Raw genomic sequence first — 20,499 nt, 5'->3', positions numbered from 1 at the left:
GAGCCGTGCTGCGGTGCAAAACGGTCGATCGCCGGCTGACTTTCCGGTCTGCACAAGACCCTAATGATAAAAATCATTCTAATTCCGTTAGATACAAATAAGTCGCCGGCAAGACCCCGGGAACACCTTGCTTTTTTCTTCCCTGGAGATAACGTTATGACGTAAGGTGCGCCACAAATTTTTGCGCACAACTTGAACTCATTTGAAATTTTTAGGAATCGCGTCGGTTCTCGGGAGCCCCGCAATGCCCATCTCGTTCAAGCAAAGTTTCAAAACCGAATTGCTCCGCCCGGATGACTTGCTTCATTTGCAGGTGGACGGCGACAATGTCCACGTCATTGTCGAAGATCATCATCCGTACCTTGCCGTGGAGGATCGCAATCGCGCCGCGTTCCTCCGCTTCACTTTCGCGCCACAGACCATCGCGGAATCCGCATTTTTCGAAGCGGCCCTGGCGCCGGGAGGCGCGACGCCCATCCCGGCGGAGAACGATCCGCGCCGGAAAGATCCCGATCAGTTCAACACGGCGATCGAGCCGCTGCCGACGCCCGGAACGCCCTCGAGCAAGGCCACGGCGCCCAGCGTCGCACAGCTTGGTCATTCCAGCCGGCTCGTTTTCGTCGTGCCGCCCGAGGCCCGGATTCCGTTTTCCCTTGAAGGTTTGCTCGCGTGGTCAAAGCTTGAGTTGAGCGTCTCCGGCATCGCGGCGATCGGAGACGATCCGACCGCCGAGGCGATCGCAAGCGCGCCGGCCATCCACGAGCCCGCCGCGCATGAGACGGCGATCGAACTGCCCTACCACCTGGTGATTTCTCCCACGCGCGAGGTGGCGTGGCTGCATCGCGCGCAGCCGTTCACCTCTCGGGGGCGCACCGAGCTTTGGCACACAAGGCTGGCGCTGAAAACCGGCGGCGTCGTCTGCGAACTCTCATCGGCCGCGCAAGCGCCGCTTCGCGCGATCTGGTCGCCGGATTACGACCCCAGCGGCACGCTGCCGCCGGTGCGTGACGATCCGCAATTGGGCCGGACCGCGATGAACTGCAACGACCGGCATCAAATCGTCGTCCTGACGTCGGCGTTCCAGGGCTACGAGGTCGATCGGCTCGTGCATCTGTGGGGGGCGCGCTACATCACCGTGACGCGCCCTTATGCGCCGACGCCTTTTCATGCCGAACGGCTGATGCTTTCGGCGCTGGGAGGCTGGCTGCATTCGCGCGGGAGTTGGAGCCCGCCGCATGGCGCGCAAGCCGCCATCGCCAAGCCTCCCAACTTCGGCCAGGTTTTCAAGAACGTCAGCATTCTCCAAAAGCTCCCGAGAGCGGACGTGAAGGTGAGCGCGCCCGCCGCTCAACCGGCGACGCTCACATACGAGTCGCTTACGTTTCCAAAACTGGAGCGCCCGAAGCTCGACCTTTCGCAATGGGCGCACGTCGCCACACAGGGCCGCGACCACTACGTCAAAATCGTTTACGAGGGCGAGCTCTGGCCGTTCCGCCATCCGGCCGCGCTGATCAAAATTACTGAACGGAAGTTCAAGCAGGTCGCGGGCGTCGTCGGCGCTTACTTGATTCAGCGGATGTTCATCATCGTGCGCAAGCCGGTGATGGAATTCGCGGCGACCGATCGCGGCAATCCGCTGAAGTCCGTGCGGCTGACGACATTGGTGACGCCGGAGATCGCGCAGCCGAGCTATCTGATTCCGAACAGCAACACGTTCTGGGTGGAGGTCGCGACAGGCGCGACGACGCGGGACTATTTCCAATTCCACGCTGTGGCGACGGATGTGGAAGGCGAAACCATCGACTTCACCATGCCGCTGATGTTCGTCTCGATCAGCAACATCGGCAATGCGACCAAAGAGAAGGCGGTCGTCGACGCTTACAACCGTCAGAAATTCCGGTCGGCACGGGTCTGCGCCATTCCGGGCCAGAAGCTGTTCTTCGCGCCCAGAATTCCTGCGAAGCCCGGAAATCCTGCGAAGCCCAGCGATGCGACGCAACTGGTCACCGACGCATTGCACTTTTTCATGGACCGCGCGCGCGTCCAGCCGGTGCTGCTGAAAGCGGCGGTAAAATTGCCGCAAGTGCAGGCGCTGCTCGGCGCCAACCAGCAGACCAACCTGCGCCTGTTCCCGGACTACGTCGCCAAAGGCCTCGACGATCCCGCCAACAAGACCGGGGTTTTCGCGCAAATCGTGGACGAGGCTTACGAAGAGCCCGCTCTCGACGAACCCAAGGCTAACCTCCCCGTCCAGATCGCCGCCGAGAAGGCCGGGGGAATGGCGACGCCGAACCTCGCGGTCACCACGCTCTCGCGCGCGCTCGGGCCGCTCGCGGGCAAAGCCCAGGATGCGGTGAAAGACGTTTTCGATCCGACCCAATTCTTTCCGAAGGGCTCGGCGATGCTGTTCGGCAGCTTCGATCTGCTCGAGCTGTTTCTGCCGACGCCAACGCCCGTCGCCATGACGCTGGGCGAGAACGCGCCCAGGATGCGCACGGAAGTGGAGGATGCGCCCGGAGGCGAGAAAGTCAGCATCACCAAGCTCGACTGGAAACCCAAATTCCTCGAACCCGGCGGCAAGCTCGACCTCAAGATCGCAGCGATCGAAAAGAACACCGGCGGCGTGAGCGTCCTCGACATCAAGGGAAGGATCACGAAGCACATCAAACCCGAAAACCTCGACGCGCCCTCCGGCGACGACGCCACATCGGAGTTTTCCGGATCGCTGAACGCCTTCACCGTCAGCGTTCTCACCTCGGTCTTCATCAAGTTCGCGAGCTTCAGCTTCAAGAAGACGAGCAACGCCAAGACCGAAGTCGTGGTGCAACTCGATCCGGAGAAGCCGCTGGCGTTCGGCGGCGACCTGGTCTTCATCGAGGAAATCCGCAAGGCCATTCCGCCGGGTCTGTTCGGCGACGGTCCCTCGCTGGACCTCATCTCCTCCCCCCTGGGAATCCGAGCGGGGTTTTCCTTTGCCTTGCCGCCGCTCACGGTCGGCGTCTTCACCTTGAAGGATGTCAAGCTCGGCGCCGCCTTGACCCTGCCGTTCCTCGACGGAAAGCCCGTTTTCGACTTCAACATTTCCGAGCGCGCGCATCCGTTCGTGCTCGCCGTCGCCATTTTCGGCGGCGGCGGTTTCTTCCATCTCCAGCTCGATACGGCTGGAATGCGGGCGCTGGAGGTCGCGCTGGAATTCGGCGCGACGGCGGCGCTCGACATCGGCGTCGCCAGCGGCGAAGTCCACATCATGGCGGGTATTTATTTCTCGCTCCAGCGCAAGGAGAACTCCAACGATCTCGCCGCGATCCTCACCGGCTATCTGCGCATGGGCGGATCGCTCGATGTGCTGTGCATCATCAGCATTTCCGTGGAGTTCAACCTGAGCTTCACCTACGACGGCTTGCGCCACAAGGCCTATGGCCGCGCGACCTTGACGGTTTCGGTTCACGTCCTGTTTTTCAGCGTATCGGTCGAGCTGACGGTCGAGCGCGCCTTCGGCGGCAGCGGCGACCCGCATTTCATCGATTTCTTTCCCGATGCGGACCCTTGGAAGGACTACGCGCTGGCCTTTGCGTGAGGATGTCTCATGTCGATCGAACACACCATTCTCTTCACGGTGACGCCCCGCGCCATCAGCGTCAACACGGCGGCCAAGCCGGTTTCCATCTTTGTCTCGCCGCGGCTCGACGGCGGCGACAAGCTGGGCGATTTTCCCGACTGGGTGCGCTGGACGCGTCAGTTGCGCGACAGAGGGCTCGCGTTCGAACTCCATTGCGGCGGGCATACGCGGGTGTTTCCAATCAACCGGAACGACTTGCGACCCGAGCTCTGGGAGCAACTCTTCAATCGGGAGACCTATGTCCGTTCGCATGGAAGTTTCGACGACTACAGCGATCGCAAGATGATTTCATTCTCGATGCGCGACGCCTTGAGCGCATTGAAATCGGTCTATCAGAACGCGAGCGTGGACCTTGCCTTGCCGGACCGCGGATATGTGAACCGGCGCGGGCTGGAGTCTCTCGTCAATGGATTGCAGGTGCACTGGAGCGGCCGTGAAGCGGACAGGCTGCGCGAGGGCGTTCGCGCGCGCTATCTATGGCCGGAGCGCCACGCGCGCGCGGCGGGCCCGCTGGATTCCGAGGGCCTGCTCATCGAGCCGCCGAGCAAGCTGGGCGCGGTGGCCGTTCCGTTCTCCGTCTTTCACCACATGCCGACGCCCGCTTACCAGGACGGCGTCGTGTTGCCGGACAAAGACAAGCTGCTCGACTTCCATCAGGCGCTCACCGCGCTGAACGCCTATCCCGCGCTGCTGCGCGCCCTTGGTCTGGTGTTCGACCTCGATCTGCCCGACGATTTCGTCGCGGCGACGCCGATCAACACCCCCGGCCGCATCGCGGTGCGCGACGCTAAACCCGGCTGGCCCTGGGCGATCAAGCCGAAGACGCATCCGCTCGAGACGGCTTACATGAAGATCGCGCTTGGCAAGGACGAACTGTTTCTGGCCGCCCCGCGCACAATGGTCGAGCCGGGCCACCCCTCGACGGTGATCGGCCTGCTCACTCTCGATCCCGCGCATTTCGGTCTGGCGCAGGTCGACGTCGACGGCGGGATGCACAAGGCGATCATGCTCGCGGAAACGCTCCACCCTTCGGGCGATCACAATCTCGATTCATCCGCGGGACCGCAGGAGCCGCAATACCCCGAGACCTTCGATCCGGAAGCGACGCTGCCGTCGCTGCGATCCGGCGGCCTCTCTCTGTTCGCGGACGATCGCGCGCTGCAATTGCTGCAATCGATCAAGGAAGCGCGGGACATCAACGACGCCTTGGCCAACAAGACCCAGCCTCGCCCGTTCTACGCCGAGGATCTCGTGCGCGGCTATCGGCTCGATGTCTGGGAGTCCCGCGCGCAGGCGTGGCGCTCCCTGCATTTGCGCAACGCCCGCTACACGGTCGGAGATATCGCGTTCAAGCCGGAAAAGCCCGAAGACCAATGGGTGGATGAAGGCTTTGTCGAACTCGCGGCGACGCAGACCGCGCCCGGCGCCAAACCCGACGACAAGGATCTCTACTTGCACGAAGCCATCGCGCGTTGGGCGGGTTGGAGCTTGAGCGCGCCTCGGCCGGGCCAGCACCTGAGCCGGTATGCGAACGCGAAAGACGCCATCCCCCGGCCCGGCGAGGGCGACACATTCGCCGAGAACCAGCCGGAGACGCCGTTCCGCGTCCAAGCCGAATACCAGGTCGCGAAACAATCGCTGCCCGCCTTGCGCTTCGGCGCGCGCTACCGCTTTCGCGTCCGGGCCGTCGATCTTGCCGGCAACGGCCTCGGCCACGACGACAAGCTCGCCGACCTCCTCAGCGCGAATTTCGCGCTCCCGCGCGACCCCGAAGGATTCGCCTATCTGCGCTTCGAGCCGGTCCCCGCGCCCCTGATCGTGATTCGCGACGAAGCTGCGGTGACCGAGCCCGGCTCCGCCGTCGATCGGATCGTCATTCGCACGTTCAACGATTCGATCGACAAGGACGCGATCGCCGCGGAGCTCGCCAATGGCGAGCGTCACATCCTGCCGCCGCGCGCCGCGATCGAGATGGGCGAACGCCACGGCGCTTTCGATGACGCCAGCCGCAAGCTGAAGTCCGACCCCCAGACATGGAAACTGATCGCCGCGCGCGACAGCGGCGAACTCCAGAAAAAAAAGATCATCATCAAGGGGCGCCCCGAGCCCGTTCCGGACGACGGGTCCAACGAATATCCCGTCGAACCCGGCGACAGCGTCGATCCGCTGCCGTTTTTCCCCGACCCGCTGTCGCGCGGCGCGGCCTTGCGCAATCTGCCGGGGACGCCCTCGGGGGCGATCGGCAAGGCCGTTCCCGACGCCGGCGCGCCGGGGTCCGTTCATTACACCTTGCTCAGCGATCCCAATCCGCGACCGGGTTCGGCGACCATGATCAGCTTCGGCGATAGCGGCGACTGGGAGCAGACGCGCGGTTTCCGACTGGCGCTCGGCGAGCCGTCGCCTGGCGAGACCGACGCGCCGCCCCACTGGGATCCCCAGGCGCGCGCGCTCACGGTCAAGTTGCCCAAGGGGACGACCCGTGTGGTTCCGCTCACCAGCTATATGACGCCGGAGGATCTGAAACTCATGGGCGTCTGGCAATGGCTGCGCCAGCACATCGACGCCCGGCTCAGCCAGGATGCTCCGCAACGGGCGCAACTGTGGCCGGGCTCCAGCATCGACCGGATCGCCCACGTGCTCCAGCTGGCCGTGGAGGGCGGCCATTGGATGCTCACGCCGCCGCATCTGCTCGTGTTGGTTCATGCCGTTCAGCAACCGCTCGGGCGGCCGGAATTCACGGCCGCAGCAGTCCACCATGAGATGGGCCACGATCCGGTCCCGCTGCAAACCGCTCCTGGACGGGGCCGCGCCGATCCGACCGAACTTGCGGCCATCACGGCGTGGCGCAGGCCCAATTCCAACGAAGCCTATCTCTTGGGCGCGCTGAAAATTCATGGCGCCAGCACCGCGCGCGTCGACCTGCTGGCGACATGGGACGATCCTGTGGACGACGCTCTGAAATGGTCCATGAAGCATCACTCGGCGCCCGTCGAGGAAGTGCCGTTGCCGACGCTGAGCGACGATTACCTGACTGCGCCGGGCCCCCAAGACCCCGAACCGCGCTACGTCGGCCGTTACGACCCCCAGCGCGACCAGATCCTTTTCGTGCGCGCCGGGGACAACACAACCTGGGAAGATTTCAGCTGTCGACATGCTGCGCCTCGCCACGTGTTCAACGACACGAAACGCCATGTCGTCTCCTATACCGCGACGGCCTCGTCGCGCTTCCGGGACTATTTTGATTCCAAGCTGAAGGCGTCGGCGTTCACCCGCACGAGCGAGCCGGTGGTCGTCGATGTGCCGGCCTCGGCGCGGCCGCTGGCGCCCGACGTGGCCTATGTCCTGCCAACCTTCGGATGGGAGCGTCAGACCGAAACGAACCTGAAGCGGAGCGTGCGCTTCGGCGGCGGACTGCGCGTTTACCTGCACCGGCCCTGGTTCTCGTCCGGCGCAGGCGAACTGCTTGGCGTGGCGCTCTGGAGCGACAAGAACGGCGCGCTTGACCAGCAGGCGCGCGTCGCGCTCGCGCCATATTTCACGCAATGGGGAATGGATCCGATCTGGCGGACCGAGGGCTTGGCCAAGGCGCCCGGCGTCGATCACTTCGCTGACGCGGACGAGTCCGACCGCGACGTGACGCTCGCAGAAGCGTCCGCGCGACAGAACGATGGTCGCCCCGGGCGCATCTGCGTCGTGGGGTTCGCGCCGCAATATGACGAAGAACGCCAGCTCTGGTACGCCGACCTCACATTCAATCTGCCCGGCAACACCTACATGCCGTTTGTGCGTCTCGCTCTGGTGCGCTATCAGCCGCACGCCCTCGCCGACGCAAAAGTCAGCCGGGTCGTCCTGGCCGATTTCGCGCAGCTGACGCCCGATCGGTCCGTGATGGTCACCGCCGATCCGCACCATCCGCGCACGATCCGCGTGGTCGTCAGCGGCGTAGCGCCGCAGGGACCAGCTCCCGTCATTCGGGCTGAACCAATGCCCCAGGCGGTCAGCGCGCGTCCGACGCGCATCCGCGTGCGCTTGCAGCAGCATGATCCCGCGATCGACAGCGATCTCGCCTGGAATGAGGTCCCCTCCCATGTGGCGACGATTGTCCCCGAAAAGGACGGACCCGTCGTCTCCGACGCCAATCTGTCGATCTGGGCTGGCGTGGCGCAATTCGTGACCACGCCCCGCGCCGGCGAATTCCGTCTTCTGATCGAAGAACACGAATTCATCTCGGCCAACTACAGCGAAGCCGAACATGGCGTCGCCCAGCAACCGGGCCGCCTGGTCTACGCCGAAATCATCGCGTTGGATCGGGCGCTTCTGAGTCCTTGAGGCGGCGCTTAGCGCCCGTTCGCACATTCATCATGATGATGCATAATCACCGAACTCACTGATTTTCGCTCACGGCCAAACGGGGCTACGGGCGCGAAAGCAGACCGGTTAAAGCGCCTGCTATCCCCCCCATTTCGTCACCATCTGGGCATGGGAGTTTGCCTCCAATGAATCACGGAGCAGAGGCGAGATGGCAGGTGGGACTTGGGACGAAGATTTGTTCACCGGCAGGTGGGAGATTTTTAGGGGCGCACCTAACCATGGATGGATTGACTGGTATGGAGGTGCCCCGCCATTCACCACCGGCGAAGTTGATGTTCGCCTGCGCTCGGGGCGCCTGATTCTCTACAGGGGTGTGGTGGGCATAGGTGGGAGAAAGAACCCAGGTGGTAATTGGGTACACCTTGGTGAGCGGACGGATATCATCGCGTATCGCCCTCACCCAAAACCGGTTTATCCTGGCGACCCAAGCGAGACTATCCCGTTCTAACAAACCCGCCCTTGAGAACGTCCGAATGCCTCAGCAGCCGTTCCAATTTCATGCGGGCGGCGCGGATGATCTATGGCATCGCCCAAGCCCCTGGTCACACGAACCTGAAATCGGCGCTGGCGTTGGCTTCCAGCGTCGCCTTTGTGACGCCGGTGAAGGTGAGCGTCTCGTTCGCGTTCAAGGCGATCTGGGCGCCTGCCCCGGTGTCGGTCAGCGCGGCGTCCACCAGGGACCAGTTGGCGAACAGCGACTGGTCGAACACGACCACGCCATGGTTGCGTCCGGAAGCCTGGAAGTTGGTGATCACATCCTTGCCGAACGGCGACAGGAAGGCGAATGTATTGGCGCCGCCGCCGCCGGTGAGCGCGTCATTGCCGGAGCCCGCCTGGATCAGGCCGCCGCCCTGGCCGCCGATCAGGGTTTCATCCCCGCCGCCGCCAATGATATTGGCGAAATTGAAGACGAAATTTGTCCCGATCTGCGCGCCGGTCGCCTTGTTCTGCGCCAGATTGACCGTCGCGCCGCCCGTGGTCTGTGAGAGGTCGAGCGTGTCGGAGCCGCCGCCGCCGACAATGAGGTGGAACTGGCCCGCCGCATTGGTGAGCGTCACCGTGTCGTCGCCCCCGAGGGTGGAGACCACGATATTGCCGGCGCCGACCACGATATGGTCATTGCCGCTCGTGCCGGTGAGCACGAATTGTCCCGCCTTGCCGATGATCTGGTTGTCCAGCGTAAGGGTCGTCACCGCGCTGACGCCGACATTGGCGGCGACATCGGTATCCCTAGCCGTGATGGCGTGCGCGCCGGTTCCCGACAAGGTCACCGTCTCTCTCCACAGCCCGTTCGCGCCCACGGTCACGGTTGCGCCGAGCTTGGTCGTTCCGTCGTAGAGCTGGACGAGAGTTCCGGCCTCGCCGGCGCCGTTTATGGTCTGCGTGGCGTTGGCGACCGCGCCCGAAGGCGTGGCGATGCGCACCGCCGGCGCGATCGTGTCATAGGTGAAGGCGATCGACGCCTTGCCCGTTCCGCCGCCATTGGTTTCGCTGGCGACGATTGTATGCGCGCCCTGCGACAGGCCCGCCGGCGTGAAGCTCCAGGCGCCCGTCGCATCGGCGGCGGCGGTCAGGGTCGCCGCGACGCCGTCGATGGTGAAGGAGACGGTGGCGTTGGCGTCGCCGCCGCCGGTCAGCGCATCCGTGTTGGTGATCGCCTTGCCGTTGCTGGAATCCTTTTGCAGGGCGATGCTGACCTTTGGCGGCGGCGGCTCGACATTGTCCGCGGCGAGCGTGGTCGTTGTCGCGTTGCCGGCGGCGTCGGTCGTCACCGTTGAAAATGTGTGGACGCCAAAGGCCAGGTTGCTCGCCGTGAAGGTCCAGACGCCCTGGGCGAGCGACGCCGCGCCGAGGTCGGTCTTTACGCCGTTGAACAGGTCGAAGACTTCGACGGATTTGATCGCATTCGCGCCCACCGCCTCGGCGACAGCCGTCTCGGTGATGGTGTTGCTCCTGTTCTGGGTCAGGCCCGAGGCGCTTTCCGAAGCGGTGACCGTCGGCGCCTTGGTGGCGACGTCGACTTCGGCGAGCGCCGTGGTCGTGACATTGCCGACCGTGTCGGTGGTCACCGTCTTCAGGAGATGCGCGCCATCGGCCAGCACGCCCGTGGTGTAAGTCCATTTGCCGCTGGCGAAGGTCGCGGGCCCCAAAGCCTTGCTCCCGTCATAGACCACGACCGATTTTACCGCATTGGCGCCCACGGCCTCGGCTGTCGCGGTTGCGGTGATCGTGTCGATGGTCTTGTTGGTGAGGCCGGAGAGGCTCTGCGTGGCGGTGACCGTCGGCGCCTTGGTGGCCACGTCGACTTCGGCGAGGGCCGTGGTCGTGACATTGCCGGCGAGGTCGGTGGTCACCGTCTTCAGGAGATGCGCGCCATCGGCGAGCACGCCGGTGGTGTAAGTCCATTTGCCGCTGGCCAAGGTGGCGGTCCCCAGCGCCTTGCCGCCGTCATAAACCACGACCGATTTGATGGCGTTGGCGCCCACGGCCTCGGCGGTCGCGGTTGCGGTGATCGTGTCGATGGTCTTGTTGGTGAGGCCCGACACGCTTTCCGACGCCGTCACCGTCGGCGCCTTGGTGGCGACGTCGACTTCGGCGAGCGTCGTGATGGTGAAATTGCCGGCCGCGTCGGTGGTCACCGTGTCGAACGTGTAGACGCCGTCGGCGAGCCCCGACGCGGTATAGGACCAGGCTCCGGTCGCTGCATTGAGCGTCGCCGGGCCCAGAGGCGTCGCGCCGTTCAACACTTCCACCAGCAAAATGCTGTCGCCCGGCACGGCTTCCGCCGTCGCGGTCCCGGTGATGGTCACACTCGTCTTGTTGGTCGGGCCGGAGACGCTTTCGGACGCCGTCACCTTGGGCGGCTGGGTCGCGACATCCAGTTCCGCCAGGGCTGAAGTCGTGGCGTTGCCGGCGCTGTCGGTGGTCACAGTGGTGAAGTGATGAGCGCCATCGCTCAGGTTCTGCGCGGTGAACGACCACACGCCAGCGCCAAAAGTCGCTGCGCCGAGATCCGTCTTGCCATCGAAGACCTCGACGCCGGCGATGGTCAGTCCCGCCGCCGCGGTCGCCGTCTCGGTGATCGTGTCGCTGGTCAGATTGGTGAGGCCGAACAGCGTTTCCTGGGCGGAAACGGTGGGAGGCTGGCCATGGGCCTGGGCGACCGTGACGCTGTCGGTGGCGGCCTTGGCGGGGTTGCCATAAGCGTCGGTCGGCTGCGAGGTGGTCAGCGTCGCCGTTCCGTCAGCAAGGGTTTTGGCGTCGGCGGCCGGAACCGAAGCCGTCCAGGCGCCGCCGGCGCCCACCGTCGCGGTGTAGACCTTGGAGAAAGTCCCGTCGGTCAAGGTGACGGTGAAGGTGGCGCCGGAGGCGAGCCCGGTCGAGGTTCCGGCAATGGTCACGCCGGCCGCCGCATTGGCGGCGTTGATGATATTGTTGCCGTCCACCGGAGAAATCGTCAGGGTCGGAAGCGTCTCGCGGACCGTGACGCTGTCGGTCGCGGCCTTGGCGGGATTTCCGTAAGCGTCGGTCGGCTGCGAGGTGGTCAGCGTCGCCGTTCCGTCCGCAAGGGTTTTAGCGTCGGCGGCAGGAACGGTCGCCGTCCAGGCGCCGCCGGCGCCCACCGTCGCGGTATAGGCCTTGGAGAAAGTCCCGTCGGTCAAGGTGACGGTGAAGGTGGCGCCCGAGGCGAGGCCTGTGGAGGTCCCCGCAATCGTCACTCCCGCCGCCGCATTGGCGGCGTTGATGATGTTGTTGCCGTCCACCGGCGAAATCGTCAGCGTCGGCAGGGTCTCGTCGACGGTCACGCTGCCCGTCGCCGCCTTGGCCGGATTGCCGTAAGCGTCGGTCGGCTGCGAGGTGGTCAGCGTCGCCGTTCCGTCAGCAAGTGTTTTGGCGTCGGCGGCCGGAACCGAAGCCGTCCAGGCGCCGCCGGCGCCCACCGTCGCGGTATAGGCCTTGGAAAAGGTCCCATCGGTCAAGGTGACGGTGAAGGTGGAGCCGGAGGCGAGCCCGGTCGAGGTTCCGGCAATGGTCACCCCCGCCGCCGCATTGGCGGCGTTGATGATATTGTTGCCGTCAACCGGCGAAATCGTCAGGGTCGGCAGCGTCTCATGGACGGTGACGCTGTCGGTCGCCGCCTTGGCGGGGTTGCCATAGGCGTCGGTCGGCTGCGAGGTGGTCAGCGTCGCCGTTCCGTCCGCAAGGGTTTTGGCGTCGGCGGCGGGAACGGTCGCGGTCCAGGCGCCGCCGGCGCCCACCGTCGCGGTATAGGCCTTGGAGAAAGTCCCGTCGGTCAAGGTGACGGTGAAGGTGGCGCCGGAGGCGAGGCCGCTGGACGTTCCCGCAATCGTCACCCCCGCCGCCGCATTGGCGGCGTTGATGACATTGTTGCCGTCCACCGGAGAAATCGTCAGGGTCGGCAGGAGTCCCTGAACCGCAACCGTGTCGGCGGCGATATTCGACGGATTTCCGAAGCCGTCAAAAGCCTGGGCGCTGATCTGGGCGTTGCCATTGGCCAGGGCCTTGGCGTTGGCCGGTGGAATGGTCGCGCTCCAGGCGCCCCCCGACCCGACCGTGGCGCTGTAATTGGTGACGACGCCATTGTCCGTGACCGTAACGGAAAAGGTCGCGCCGGAGGCGAGGCCGGTGGAGGTTCCCGCAATCGTCACCCCCGCCGCCGCATTGGCGGCGTTGATGATATTGTTGCCGTCGACCGGAGAAATCGTCAGGGTCGGCAGGGTCTCGTGGACCGTGACGCCGCCCGTCGCCGCCTTGGCCGGATTGCCATAGGCGTCGATCGGCTGCGAGGTGGTCAGCGTCGCCGTTCCGTCCGCAAGGGTTTTGGCGTCGGCGGCCGGAACCGTCGTGGTCCAGGCGCCGCCCGGTCCCACCGTCGCCGTATAAGCTTTGGAAAACGTCCCGTCGGTCAGCGTGACGCCAAAAGTCGCGCCGGAGGCGAGACCCGTTGAGGTCCCCGCAATCGTCACTCCCGCCGCCGCATTGGCGGCGTTGATGATATTGTTGCCGTCCACCGGCGAAATCGCCAGGGTCGGCAGGGTCTGGTGGACGACCACGCTCTGCGACGCCTGCGCCGAGGCGCTGGCGATCGCCGTCACCGAGGCGGAGCCATCCGGCAGCGTGATCGCATCGGCGGCGGGAATGGTCGCGCTCCAGGTCTTGCCGTCCGCATTGACCGTCGCCGTGTAGGTTTTGCTGAAGGCGCCGTCGACCACCTTGACCGAGAATGTGGCGCCCGACGCGAGCCCGGCGATGCTCCCGCCGAGCGGCACGCCCGCCTGCGCCTGCGCCTTGTTGATGATGTTGTTGCCTTCGACCGCATTCACCGTGACCGTCGTCGTCGGCGGGGTCACGACCAGCAGGGTCCCGCCATTGCCGTCGCTCTGCGCGGCAAATCCGGCGCCGCCGGGAAAACCGGTGAGCGCGTAGCTGTAGGCGATGTTGTTGGAATCCTTGAAGCTGAGCGTGTTGCCGCCGGTCACCGTCGGCGAGACCACCGTGAGGCCGGCGAGGTCGATGGCGTCGCCCACCGCCAGATTGGCGAGCGTTCCCGTAAAGGCCGAGGGATTGTCGAGCTTCAGCGTCGCATTGGCGCCGGCGAACGTGACGGTTTCGGCGTCGGACGAACCGAATTCCAGCGTGGAGCCGGCGCCCAGGGTGAAGCCGCCCGCGCCGGTGATCGCGCCGCGAATGTCGAGCAGCGCCCCGCCCGGACCGACGGCGATGGTCCCGGTGTTGACGGCGGCGCCGTCGATGAAGGATTTGCCGTTGACGGTGAGCGCGCCCGCCACCGTGAGGCCGGCGCCGATCGACAGGTCCGTTCCGCTGCCGGTGGTCAGGGCGTCCTTCGCGCCGATGTTCAGCGAATCGATGGTCGCGTCGGCCGAGAGCGTCACGGCCGCATTTGCCGCGGTTGAGATCGTGACGGCGGAATAGAAATCCGGCGCGCCGTTCGACCAGCTCGCCGCCGTCCCCCAGTCGCCCGAACCTGCGGTCCAATTGTCCGCCGTCGAGGCGGGCGCTGCGACGATCTTCTCCTGAATGAGGCCGGCGCTGTTTTGATATTCGATGCCGAGCAGCAGTCCGTTGCCGAGATTGAAGGTCGTTCCGTCCGCCTGGGCGCCGAGGGCGCTAAAAATGCCGTTGAGCTGGCCGGAGGCGAAGGTGAAAAGGTTGAAGGTCTGGCCCGCGGCGAAGGTGAGCGTGTTCGCCGGCGTGTTGAGCGTTCCGCCGTTGAGGGTCACGCCGCCGGTCGCCGCGACGGCCGCGTGATGGGCGGCGTCGGTTCCCTGCAGTTCGAGCGTGAGTTCGCCGCCATTGGTCTGGGTGTAAGACCCGGCGCTGATCAGCGAGTCGAAATAGGCGTTGAGAGCGCCGCTGTTCACCACGGCGCCGGTCGCCGTCAGCGACGCCCGCCCCGCGCCGCTGTTGAGCGTGATCGCGCCGGAATTGACGACATTCCCCTTGACGGTCAGCGAATCCGCCTGGCTGACGTTGCTGCCGCCGACGGAGACGCCGCCGTCGTTATAGGAGCCGAACGAACTGTTGACCAGATTGCCGCCGATGGTGACCTGGCTTCCGCCAACGCCGCCATAGGCGTCGACCTTCAGCCGCGCCGCGCCGCCGTTCAGCGTCAGTCCGGTCGTGGTTGTGATGCTGGCGCCGTCGCGCAGATCGAGGCCGCTGTTCGCGTCGATCCCGGACAGCGCATTGAACAGGCTGTTGCTGTTGGTGGCGCCGACCTCGGCAAAAGCGTTGGCGCCGTCGATGGTGAGCCAGCCGCCATTGCCGGCGCCGTCGCCGAGTTGCGTCACGCCTCCGGAGCCATATTGCAGGACCGCGCCGCCGGCATTGCCGACAATGCTGTATGTGCCCGTCAGCTTCGCGGCCGCCGCGCCGGTCACGCTCAGTTGCGCTGTCGCGCCGGTTGCGCCGCCCGTCAATGTGACAAGGGCGGCGGTGTTGGTGAGCGTCCCTTTCACCGTGAGCGAATCGGCATGGCTCATGCCGCTATTGCCGACGGACACGCCGCCGTCATTGTAGGAGCCGAACGAGCTGTTGACGAGATTGCCGCCAACAATGACCTGGCTGCCGCCGGACCCGCCATAGGCGTCGATCTTCAGCCGCGCGCTGCCGCCGTTCAGCGTCAGCCCGGTCGTGGTGGTCACGCTGGCGCCGTCGCGCAGATCGAGGCCGCTGTTCGCGTCGATGCTCGACAGCGCATTGAACAGGCTGTTGCTGCTGGTGGCGCCGACTTCGGCAAAAGCATTGGCGCCGTCGAGCAAGAGCCAGGCGCCGTTGCCGGCGCCGTCGCCGAGTTGCGTCACGGCGCCGGAGCCATATTGCAGGACCGCGCCGCCGGCGTTGCCGACGATGTTGTAGGTCCCGGTCAGTTTCGAGGCCGCCGCGCCGGTCACGGTCGCTTGCGCCGTCGCGCCGATGGCGTTGCCGCCCGTCAGTGTCACGAGAGCGCCGGTGTTGGTGAGCGTGCCCTTCACCGTCAGCGTGTCGGCATGCGTCATGCTGCTGTTGCCGAGGGACACGCCGCCGTCGCTATAATAACCGATCGACGTGTTGACCAGATTGCCGCCAACAGTGACCTGGCTGCCGCCGGACCCGCCATAGGAATCGATCTTCAGCCGCGCCGTTCCGCCGTTCACTGTGAGCCCGGTCGTGGTGGTCACGCCGGCGCCATTGCGCAGATCGAGCCCGCCATTGTTGGCGAGGGTCGCGAGCGTGGCGAGCAGGCTGTTGCTGTTGGTGGCGCCGACCTCGGCATAGGCGTTGGCGCCGTCGAGAGAGAGCCAGCCGCCATTGCTGGCGCCGTCGCCGATCTGGGTCACGGCCCCCGAGCCATATTGGAGGGCGGCGCCGCCGGCATTGGCGACAAGATTGTAAGTCCCCGTCAGCGTCGCGGCCGCAGCGCCGGTCACGGTCAGTTGCGCCGTCGCGCCGATGGCGTTGCCGCCCGCCAGCGTCACGAGCGCGCCGGTGTTGGTGAGCGTTCCCTTCACCGTCAGCGTGTCGGCATGGCTCATGCTGTTATTGCCGACGGACACGCCGCCGTCGCTATAATAACCGAGCGACGTGTTGACCAGATTGCCCCCGATCGTCGCCTGGCTGCCGCCGGACCCGCCATAGGAATCGATCTTCAGCCGCGCCGTTCCGCCGTTCACTGTCAGCCCGGTCGTGGTGGTCACGCCGGCGCCATTGCGCAGATCGAGCCCGCCATTGTTGGCGAGGGTCGCGAGCGTATTGAGCAGACTGTTGCTGTTGCTGGCGCCCACCTCGGCATAGGCGTTGGCGCCGTCGAGAGTGAGCCAGCCGCTGTTGCTGGCGCCGTCGCCGATCTGCGTCACCGCGCCCGAGCCATATTGCAGGACCGCGCCGCCGGCGTTGGCGACGATATTGTACTGGCCCGTCAGCGTCGCCGCAGCCGCGCCGGTCACGGTCAGTTGCGCCGTCGCCCCGGCGACATTGCCGCCCGCCAGCGTCACGAGCGCGCCGGTGTTGGTGAGCGTTCCCTTCACCGTCAGAGAGTCGGCATGGCTCATGCTGTTATTGCCGACGGACACGCCGCCGTCGTTATACCAGCCCCAGGACGTGTTGATGAGGTTGCCGCCAATGGTGACCTGGCTGCCGCCGGACCCGCCATAGGCGTCGATCTTCAACCGCGCATTACCGCCGCTGACCGCAAGCCCGGTCGTGGTGGTCACGCTGGCGCCGTCGCGCAGATCGAGCCCGCCATTGTTGGCGAGGGTCGCGAGCGTGGCGAGCAGACTGTTGCTGTTGCTGGCGCCGACCTCGGCAAAGGCGTTGGCGCCATCGAGAGCGAGCCAGCCGCCATTGCTGGCGCCGTCGCCGATCTGCGTGACGGCCCCCGAGCCATATTGCAGAATCGCGCCCCCGGCATTGCCGACGATATTGAAGGTTCCGGTCAGCGTCGCGGCCGCCGCGCCGGTCACGGTCAGTTTCGCCGTCGCCCCGGCCACATTGCCGCCCGTCACCGTCACGAGGCCGCCGGTGTTGGTGAGCGTTCCCTGAACCGTGAGCGCGTCGGCCTGCCCCATGCTGTTATTGCCGACGGACACGCCGCCGTCCGAATAAACGCCAGAGGAGGCGTTGACGAGATTGCCGCCGATCGTGACCTGGCTGCCGCCCGGCCCGCCGTAGGAATCGACCTTCAGCCGCCCGTTGCCGCCACTGACGGTGAGACCCGCCGAAGTGGTCAGCCGCCCGCCGTTGCGAAGGTCGATCACGCCGCCGCCCGACAGCAGGGTCGCGCCCGTCACGTTCAAGACGCCGCCGCCCAGGATCGACAGCGCCGAAGAGACGGTCAGCGACGAGATGGTTCCGACATTGCTGGTGATCTGGGGATCGCCGGCGCTGATCGTCACGGCGGTGGTGGGATCGGGAATGGCGCCGTCCGACCAGTCGGCCGCCGTGGTCCAATTGTCCGAATTGCCGTTCCAGGACGCCGAGGGATTGCTCACGCCAACCATGACGATCCTCCGTAAAGCCGGCCAACAGGGCCATGACATCGCGCCCGCGCGCCCGGAGCGCGCAGGCCGAGACTTTGCGTAGAAATCTGACGCGCCACGTCATTTTCTGACGCAAGACTGTCCAATTGAAGTAATGGAGCCAAAACGAACCTGTCTCGAGACCGCGCCACCCTCGAGATCTCCGGCGCGTCCGCGTCATCGCGGGTGGGAGCAGGATTTCAGCGGACGTTGCGTCACGAAATTTTCTCAGGTTTCCGCCATGTAACCGCGGCGCCATCTCCAAGTAAATTCGCCCAGATGACCTAGGGCTTCAGGCCTAGGTCTCGCAATCGTGAGGACAGCGGACTTGTGCGCGGCCGCTGGTCGCGTCATAGGTATTACATGAAATTACTTGTCGTCGACGATCACGCCATCGTTCGGGAGGGGCTTGCGGCGCTGCTGCAGTCCCTGTGCCCCGATGCGTCGGTGCTGGTGGCCAGCGACGCAAGCGAAGGCCTGGCTCTGCTCGAAACCCACGCCGATGTGGATGTCGTCGTGCTGGACTTCACCATGCCCGGCCTGAGCGGCCCGGCGGCCATCAAGGCGTTCGGCCGCCAGTGTCCGGCGCTTCCGGTGCTCGTGCTTTCGTCCTCGGAAGCGCCCTCGGACGTGCAGAAGGCCCTGGGCGCCGGAGCGTTGGGCTATGTGCCGAAATCGGCAAGCCGGAAAACGCTCGTTTCCGCCATCCGCCTCGTGCTTTCAGGCGAACTCTACGTGCCGCCGCTGATGGTCGACGCCATCGAGACCTCCGCGCAAGCCGCGCGCCCGGCGGTTCCGGACGCGGCCCGGCTCACCGAGCGCCAGATCGAGGTTCTGGCGCTGCTCAGCCAGGGCCAATCCAACAAGGCCATAGCCGCGCGCCTGAACCTTTCGGAAAAGACCGTCAAGATCCATGTGTCCGCGGTGTTCCGGGCGCTGAATGTCGTCAACCGCACCCAGGCCGCGACAGCCGGACGCGAGGCCGGCCTGATCTAGAGCATTTTCGAGCGAAGCGGAGGCCGGTTCCGTGAAGGACGACGGGAGGGGGCTCGGGTCAGACGGCGCCAGCCGCACGTCCGGCGCCGCCATCGACCGTGTGCGCGCCCAGCAGATCGAGTCCCTTTTCAAGAATGTGGCGCCGGGCGTCATCGGCGCCGGCCTCGCCTGCATCATGGTTGAAGCTGCGCTGTCCCAATTGGGCGTGCTCGACGCGACCGTCGGCGCCGCATGGTTCGTCCTGATCGCCGCATGCGTGCTTGCGCATCTCGGCCTGCTCTTGCTCTATCGCCGCAGGCCAACGCCCGGCCGATGGCGGCCATGGGCGACGGCGTTCACGCTGGTCGCCTTCGTCGAGGGCTGCGCCTGGGGCTGGGCCTCGGTCTCCGTCGAACAAAGCCAGCGCGCCGACGTGCATATGTTGGTGGTCTGCGTCACGCTGGTCACCGCAACCGCCGCCGTGCCGGCGTTCGGGTCCTACCTGCCCGCCGCGCTCGCCTTTTTTCTCCCGGCCAGCCTCCCCTTCGCCATCGCCTCCTGGAGTTCGAAGGAGCCGGTGATCGCGCAAGCCGCGATCCTCATGCCGAACTACATCATCACCCTGCTGGCGCTCGGGCTGCAGACCGCCAGGATTTTCAAGGAGCACGTGGAATTGCGGCTGAAGGCCGCGGAACTCGCCGCTCATCTGCAAACGCAGATCGAAATCGCCGAACAGGCCAATCACGCCAAATCGAGCTTCCTCGCCGCGGCGAGCCACGACCTGCGCCAGCCGGTTCACGCGATCGGCATGCTGGTCGGCGCGCTGCGCGCCACACGCTTGCCGGACGACGCCGTGCGGCTGACGGAAAAGATCGAAACGTCGGTCGCAGCCCTCGACGCGCTGTTCGGCGCGCTGCTCGATATTTCCAAACTCGACGCGGGCGTGGTCGAGGCGCGCATGCAAAATGTCGCGCTGCAACCGCTGCTCGACCGCATCTGCGACGACCTGGAGGCGGAGGCGCGCGCGAAATCCATCGCGATCAGGCGGGCGCCGACCTCCTCAAACGTCAGCACCGATCCGATCCTGATGGAGCGCATCCTGCGCAATTTCATCGCCAATGCGGTGCGCCACACCCGGAAAGGCCGCATCCTCGTCGGCTGCCGCCGGATCAAGGACAGCGTTCGCGTCGAAATCTGGGACACAGGCGTCGGCATCGCGCCGGCGAACCAGGACAAGATTTTCGATGAATATTTTCAGGTCGACAATTCCGAACGCGACCGCCAGAAGGGCCTCGGTCTCGGCCTGGCCATTGTGCGGCGCCTGTCGCGCCTGCTGGATTGCCCGGTGTCCTGCCGGTCGAGCCTTGGCCGAGGCTCCTGTTTCACCGTCGTCCTCCCGCTCGCCAGAGGCCCCGTCCCGGTGGAGCCGGCCGGCAAGGAACCGCCTGCGAAAAGCCGTGGCGTGATCGCGGTCATCGACGACGAGGCCTCCATCCGCGACGCAATGGGGGCGCTGCTTACGAGCTGGGGCTACAGCGTGATCGTCGGCGGCTCGGGCGACGAGATCATCGCCCAATTCTCGACCTGTCCGCTGCGGCCCGACCTGATCATTTCCGATTATCGCCTGCGCAATGACGAAACGGGCATCGACGTGGTGGCGCGGCTGCATTCGGAATTCAACGAGTCCATTCCGGCAATGCTGATCACCGGAGACACCGCGCAGGACCGGCTCGCCGAGGCGAAGGCGAGCGGCCTCGCCTTGCTGCACAAGCCCGTGGCCAACAGCCGGCTGCGCGCCGCGATCGTGCGCCTGATGGCGCGGCCAGACTGACGCCGCGCAGGAGATATTTGGTGGAATGGTGGGAGAGGTAGGACTCGAACCTACGAAGGCATAGCCAGGGGATTTACAGTCCCCCCCCTTTGCCGCTCGGGACACTCTCCCATCGTGGTGTAACTTACTGTTTCACCTGGGTTTTGTGCCTTGGTTCACCTGTT

5 protein-coding genes and 1 tRNA gene are annotated in these 20,499 nt (G+C 65.5%); 4 read left to right on the top strand and 2 right to left on the bottom strand.

The window, feature by feature from the left end; all coding sequences use genetic code 11:
• Window positions 1–244: 244 nt before the first annotated feature.
• Together M2320_RS18230 and M2320_RS18225 are read left to right on the top strand one after the other, a co-directional pair.
• Window positions 245–3,577: a hypothetical protein gene (locus M2320_RS18230; RefSeq protein WP_264598491.1), complete on the top strand. Its 3,333-nt coding sequence runs from the start codon at window positions 245–247 to the stop codon at window positions 3,575–3,577.
• A gap of 9 nt (window positions 3,578–3,586) precedes the next feature.
• Entirely contained in the window at window positions 3,587–7,948 is a 4,362-nt protein-coding gene (locus M2320_RS18225) for a hypothetical protein (RefSeq protein ID WP_264598490.1), read from the top strand.
• A 584-nt stretch (window positions 7,949–8,532) separates the two neighbouring features.
• On the opposite strand, the gene M2320_RS18220 is transcribed toward M2320_RS18225, so the two are convergent.
• Entirely contained in the window at window positions 8,533–17,511 is an 8,979-nt protein-coding gene (locus M2320_RS18220) for a beta strand repeat-containing protein (RefSeq protein WP_264598489.1), read from the bottom strand.
• Window positions 17,512–17,892: 381 nt separating this feature from the next.
• Between M2320_RS18220 and M2320_RS18215 the strand changes: the two genes are divergently transcribed.
• Window positions 17,893–18,525, top strand: a complete 633-nt coding sequence (locus M2320_RS18215; protein ID WP_264598488.1) for a response regulator transcription factor — start codon at window positions 17,893–17,895, stop codon at window positions 18,523–18,525.
• 31 nt (window positions 18,526–18,556) lie between these two features.
• The gene (locus tag M2320_RS18210; protein ID WP_264598487.1) at window positions 18,557–20,335 is read left to right on the top strand and encodes an ATP-binding response regulator; all 1,779 of its coding nucleotides are present in this window, start codon (window positions 18,557–18,559) and stop codon (window positions 20,333–20,335) included.
• Window positions 20,336–20,361: 26 nt separating this feature from the next.
• Here the strand turns inward: M2320_RS18210 and M2320_RS18205 are convergent.
• Window positions 20,362–20,446: transfer RNA gene (locus M2320_RS18205), tRNA-Tyr, on the bottom strand.
• Window positions 20,447–20,499: the final 53 nt, after the last annotated feature.

Source organism: Rhodoblastus acidophilus (assembly GCF_025961575.1).
In the GTDB taxonomy this organism is placed as follows: Bacteria; Pseudomonadota; Alphaproteobacteria; order Rhizobiales; family Beijerinckiaceae; genus Rhodoblastus; species Rhodoblastus acidophilus_C.
Note: the sequence above shows the minus strand (reverse complement) of the source record. Positions and strands in the feature narration are given on the sequence as shown.

What these genes read in the sequence shown, in the direction of transcription:
- M2320_RS18220 (WP_264598489.1), bottom strand. Translation starts at nt 17,511, where the DNA reads ATGGTTGGCGTGAGCAATCCCTCGGCGTCCTGGAACGGCAATTCGGAC.
- M2320_RS18215 (WP_264598488.1), top strand. Translation starts at nt 17,893, where the DNA reads ATGAAATTACTTGTCGTCGACGATCACGCCATCGTTCGGGAGGGGCTT.
- M2320_RS18230 (WP_264598491.1), top strand. Translation starts at nt 245, where the DNA reads ATGCCCATCTCGTTCAAGCAAAGTTTCAAAACCGAATTGCTCCGCCCG.
- M2320_RS18225 (WP_264598490.1), top strand. Translation starts at nt 3,587, where the DNA reads ATGTCGATCGAACACACCATTCTCTTCACGGTGACGCCCCGCGCCATC.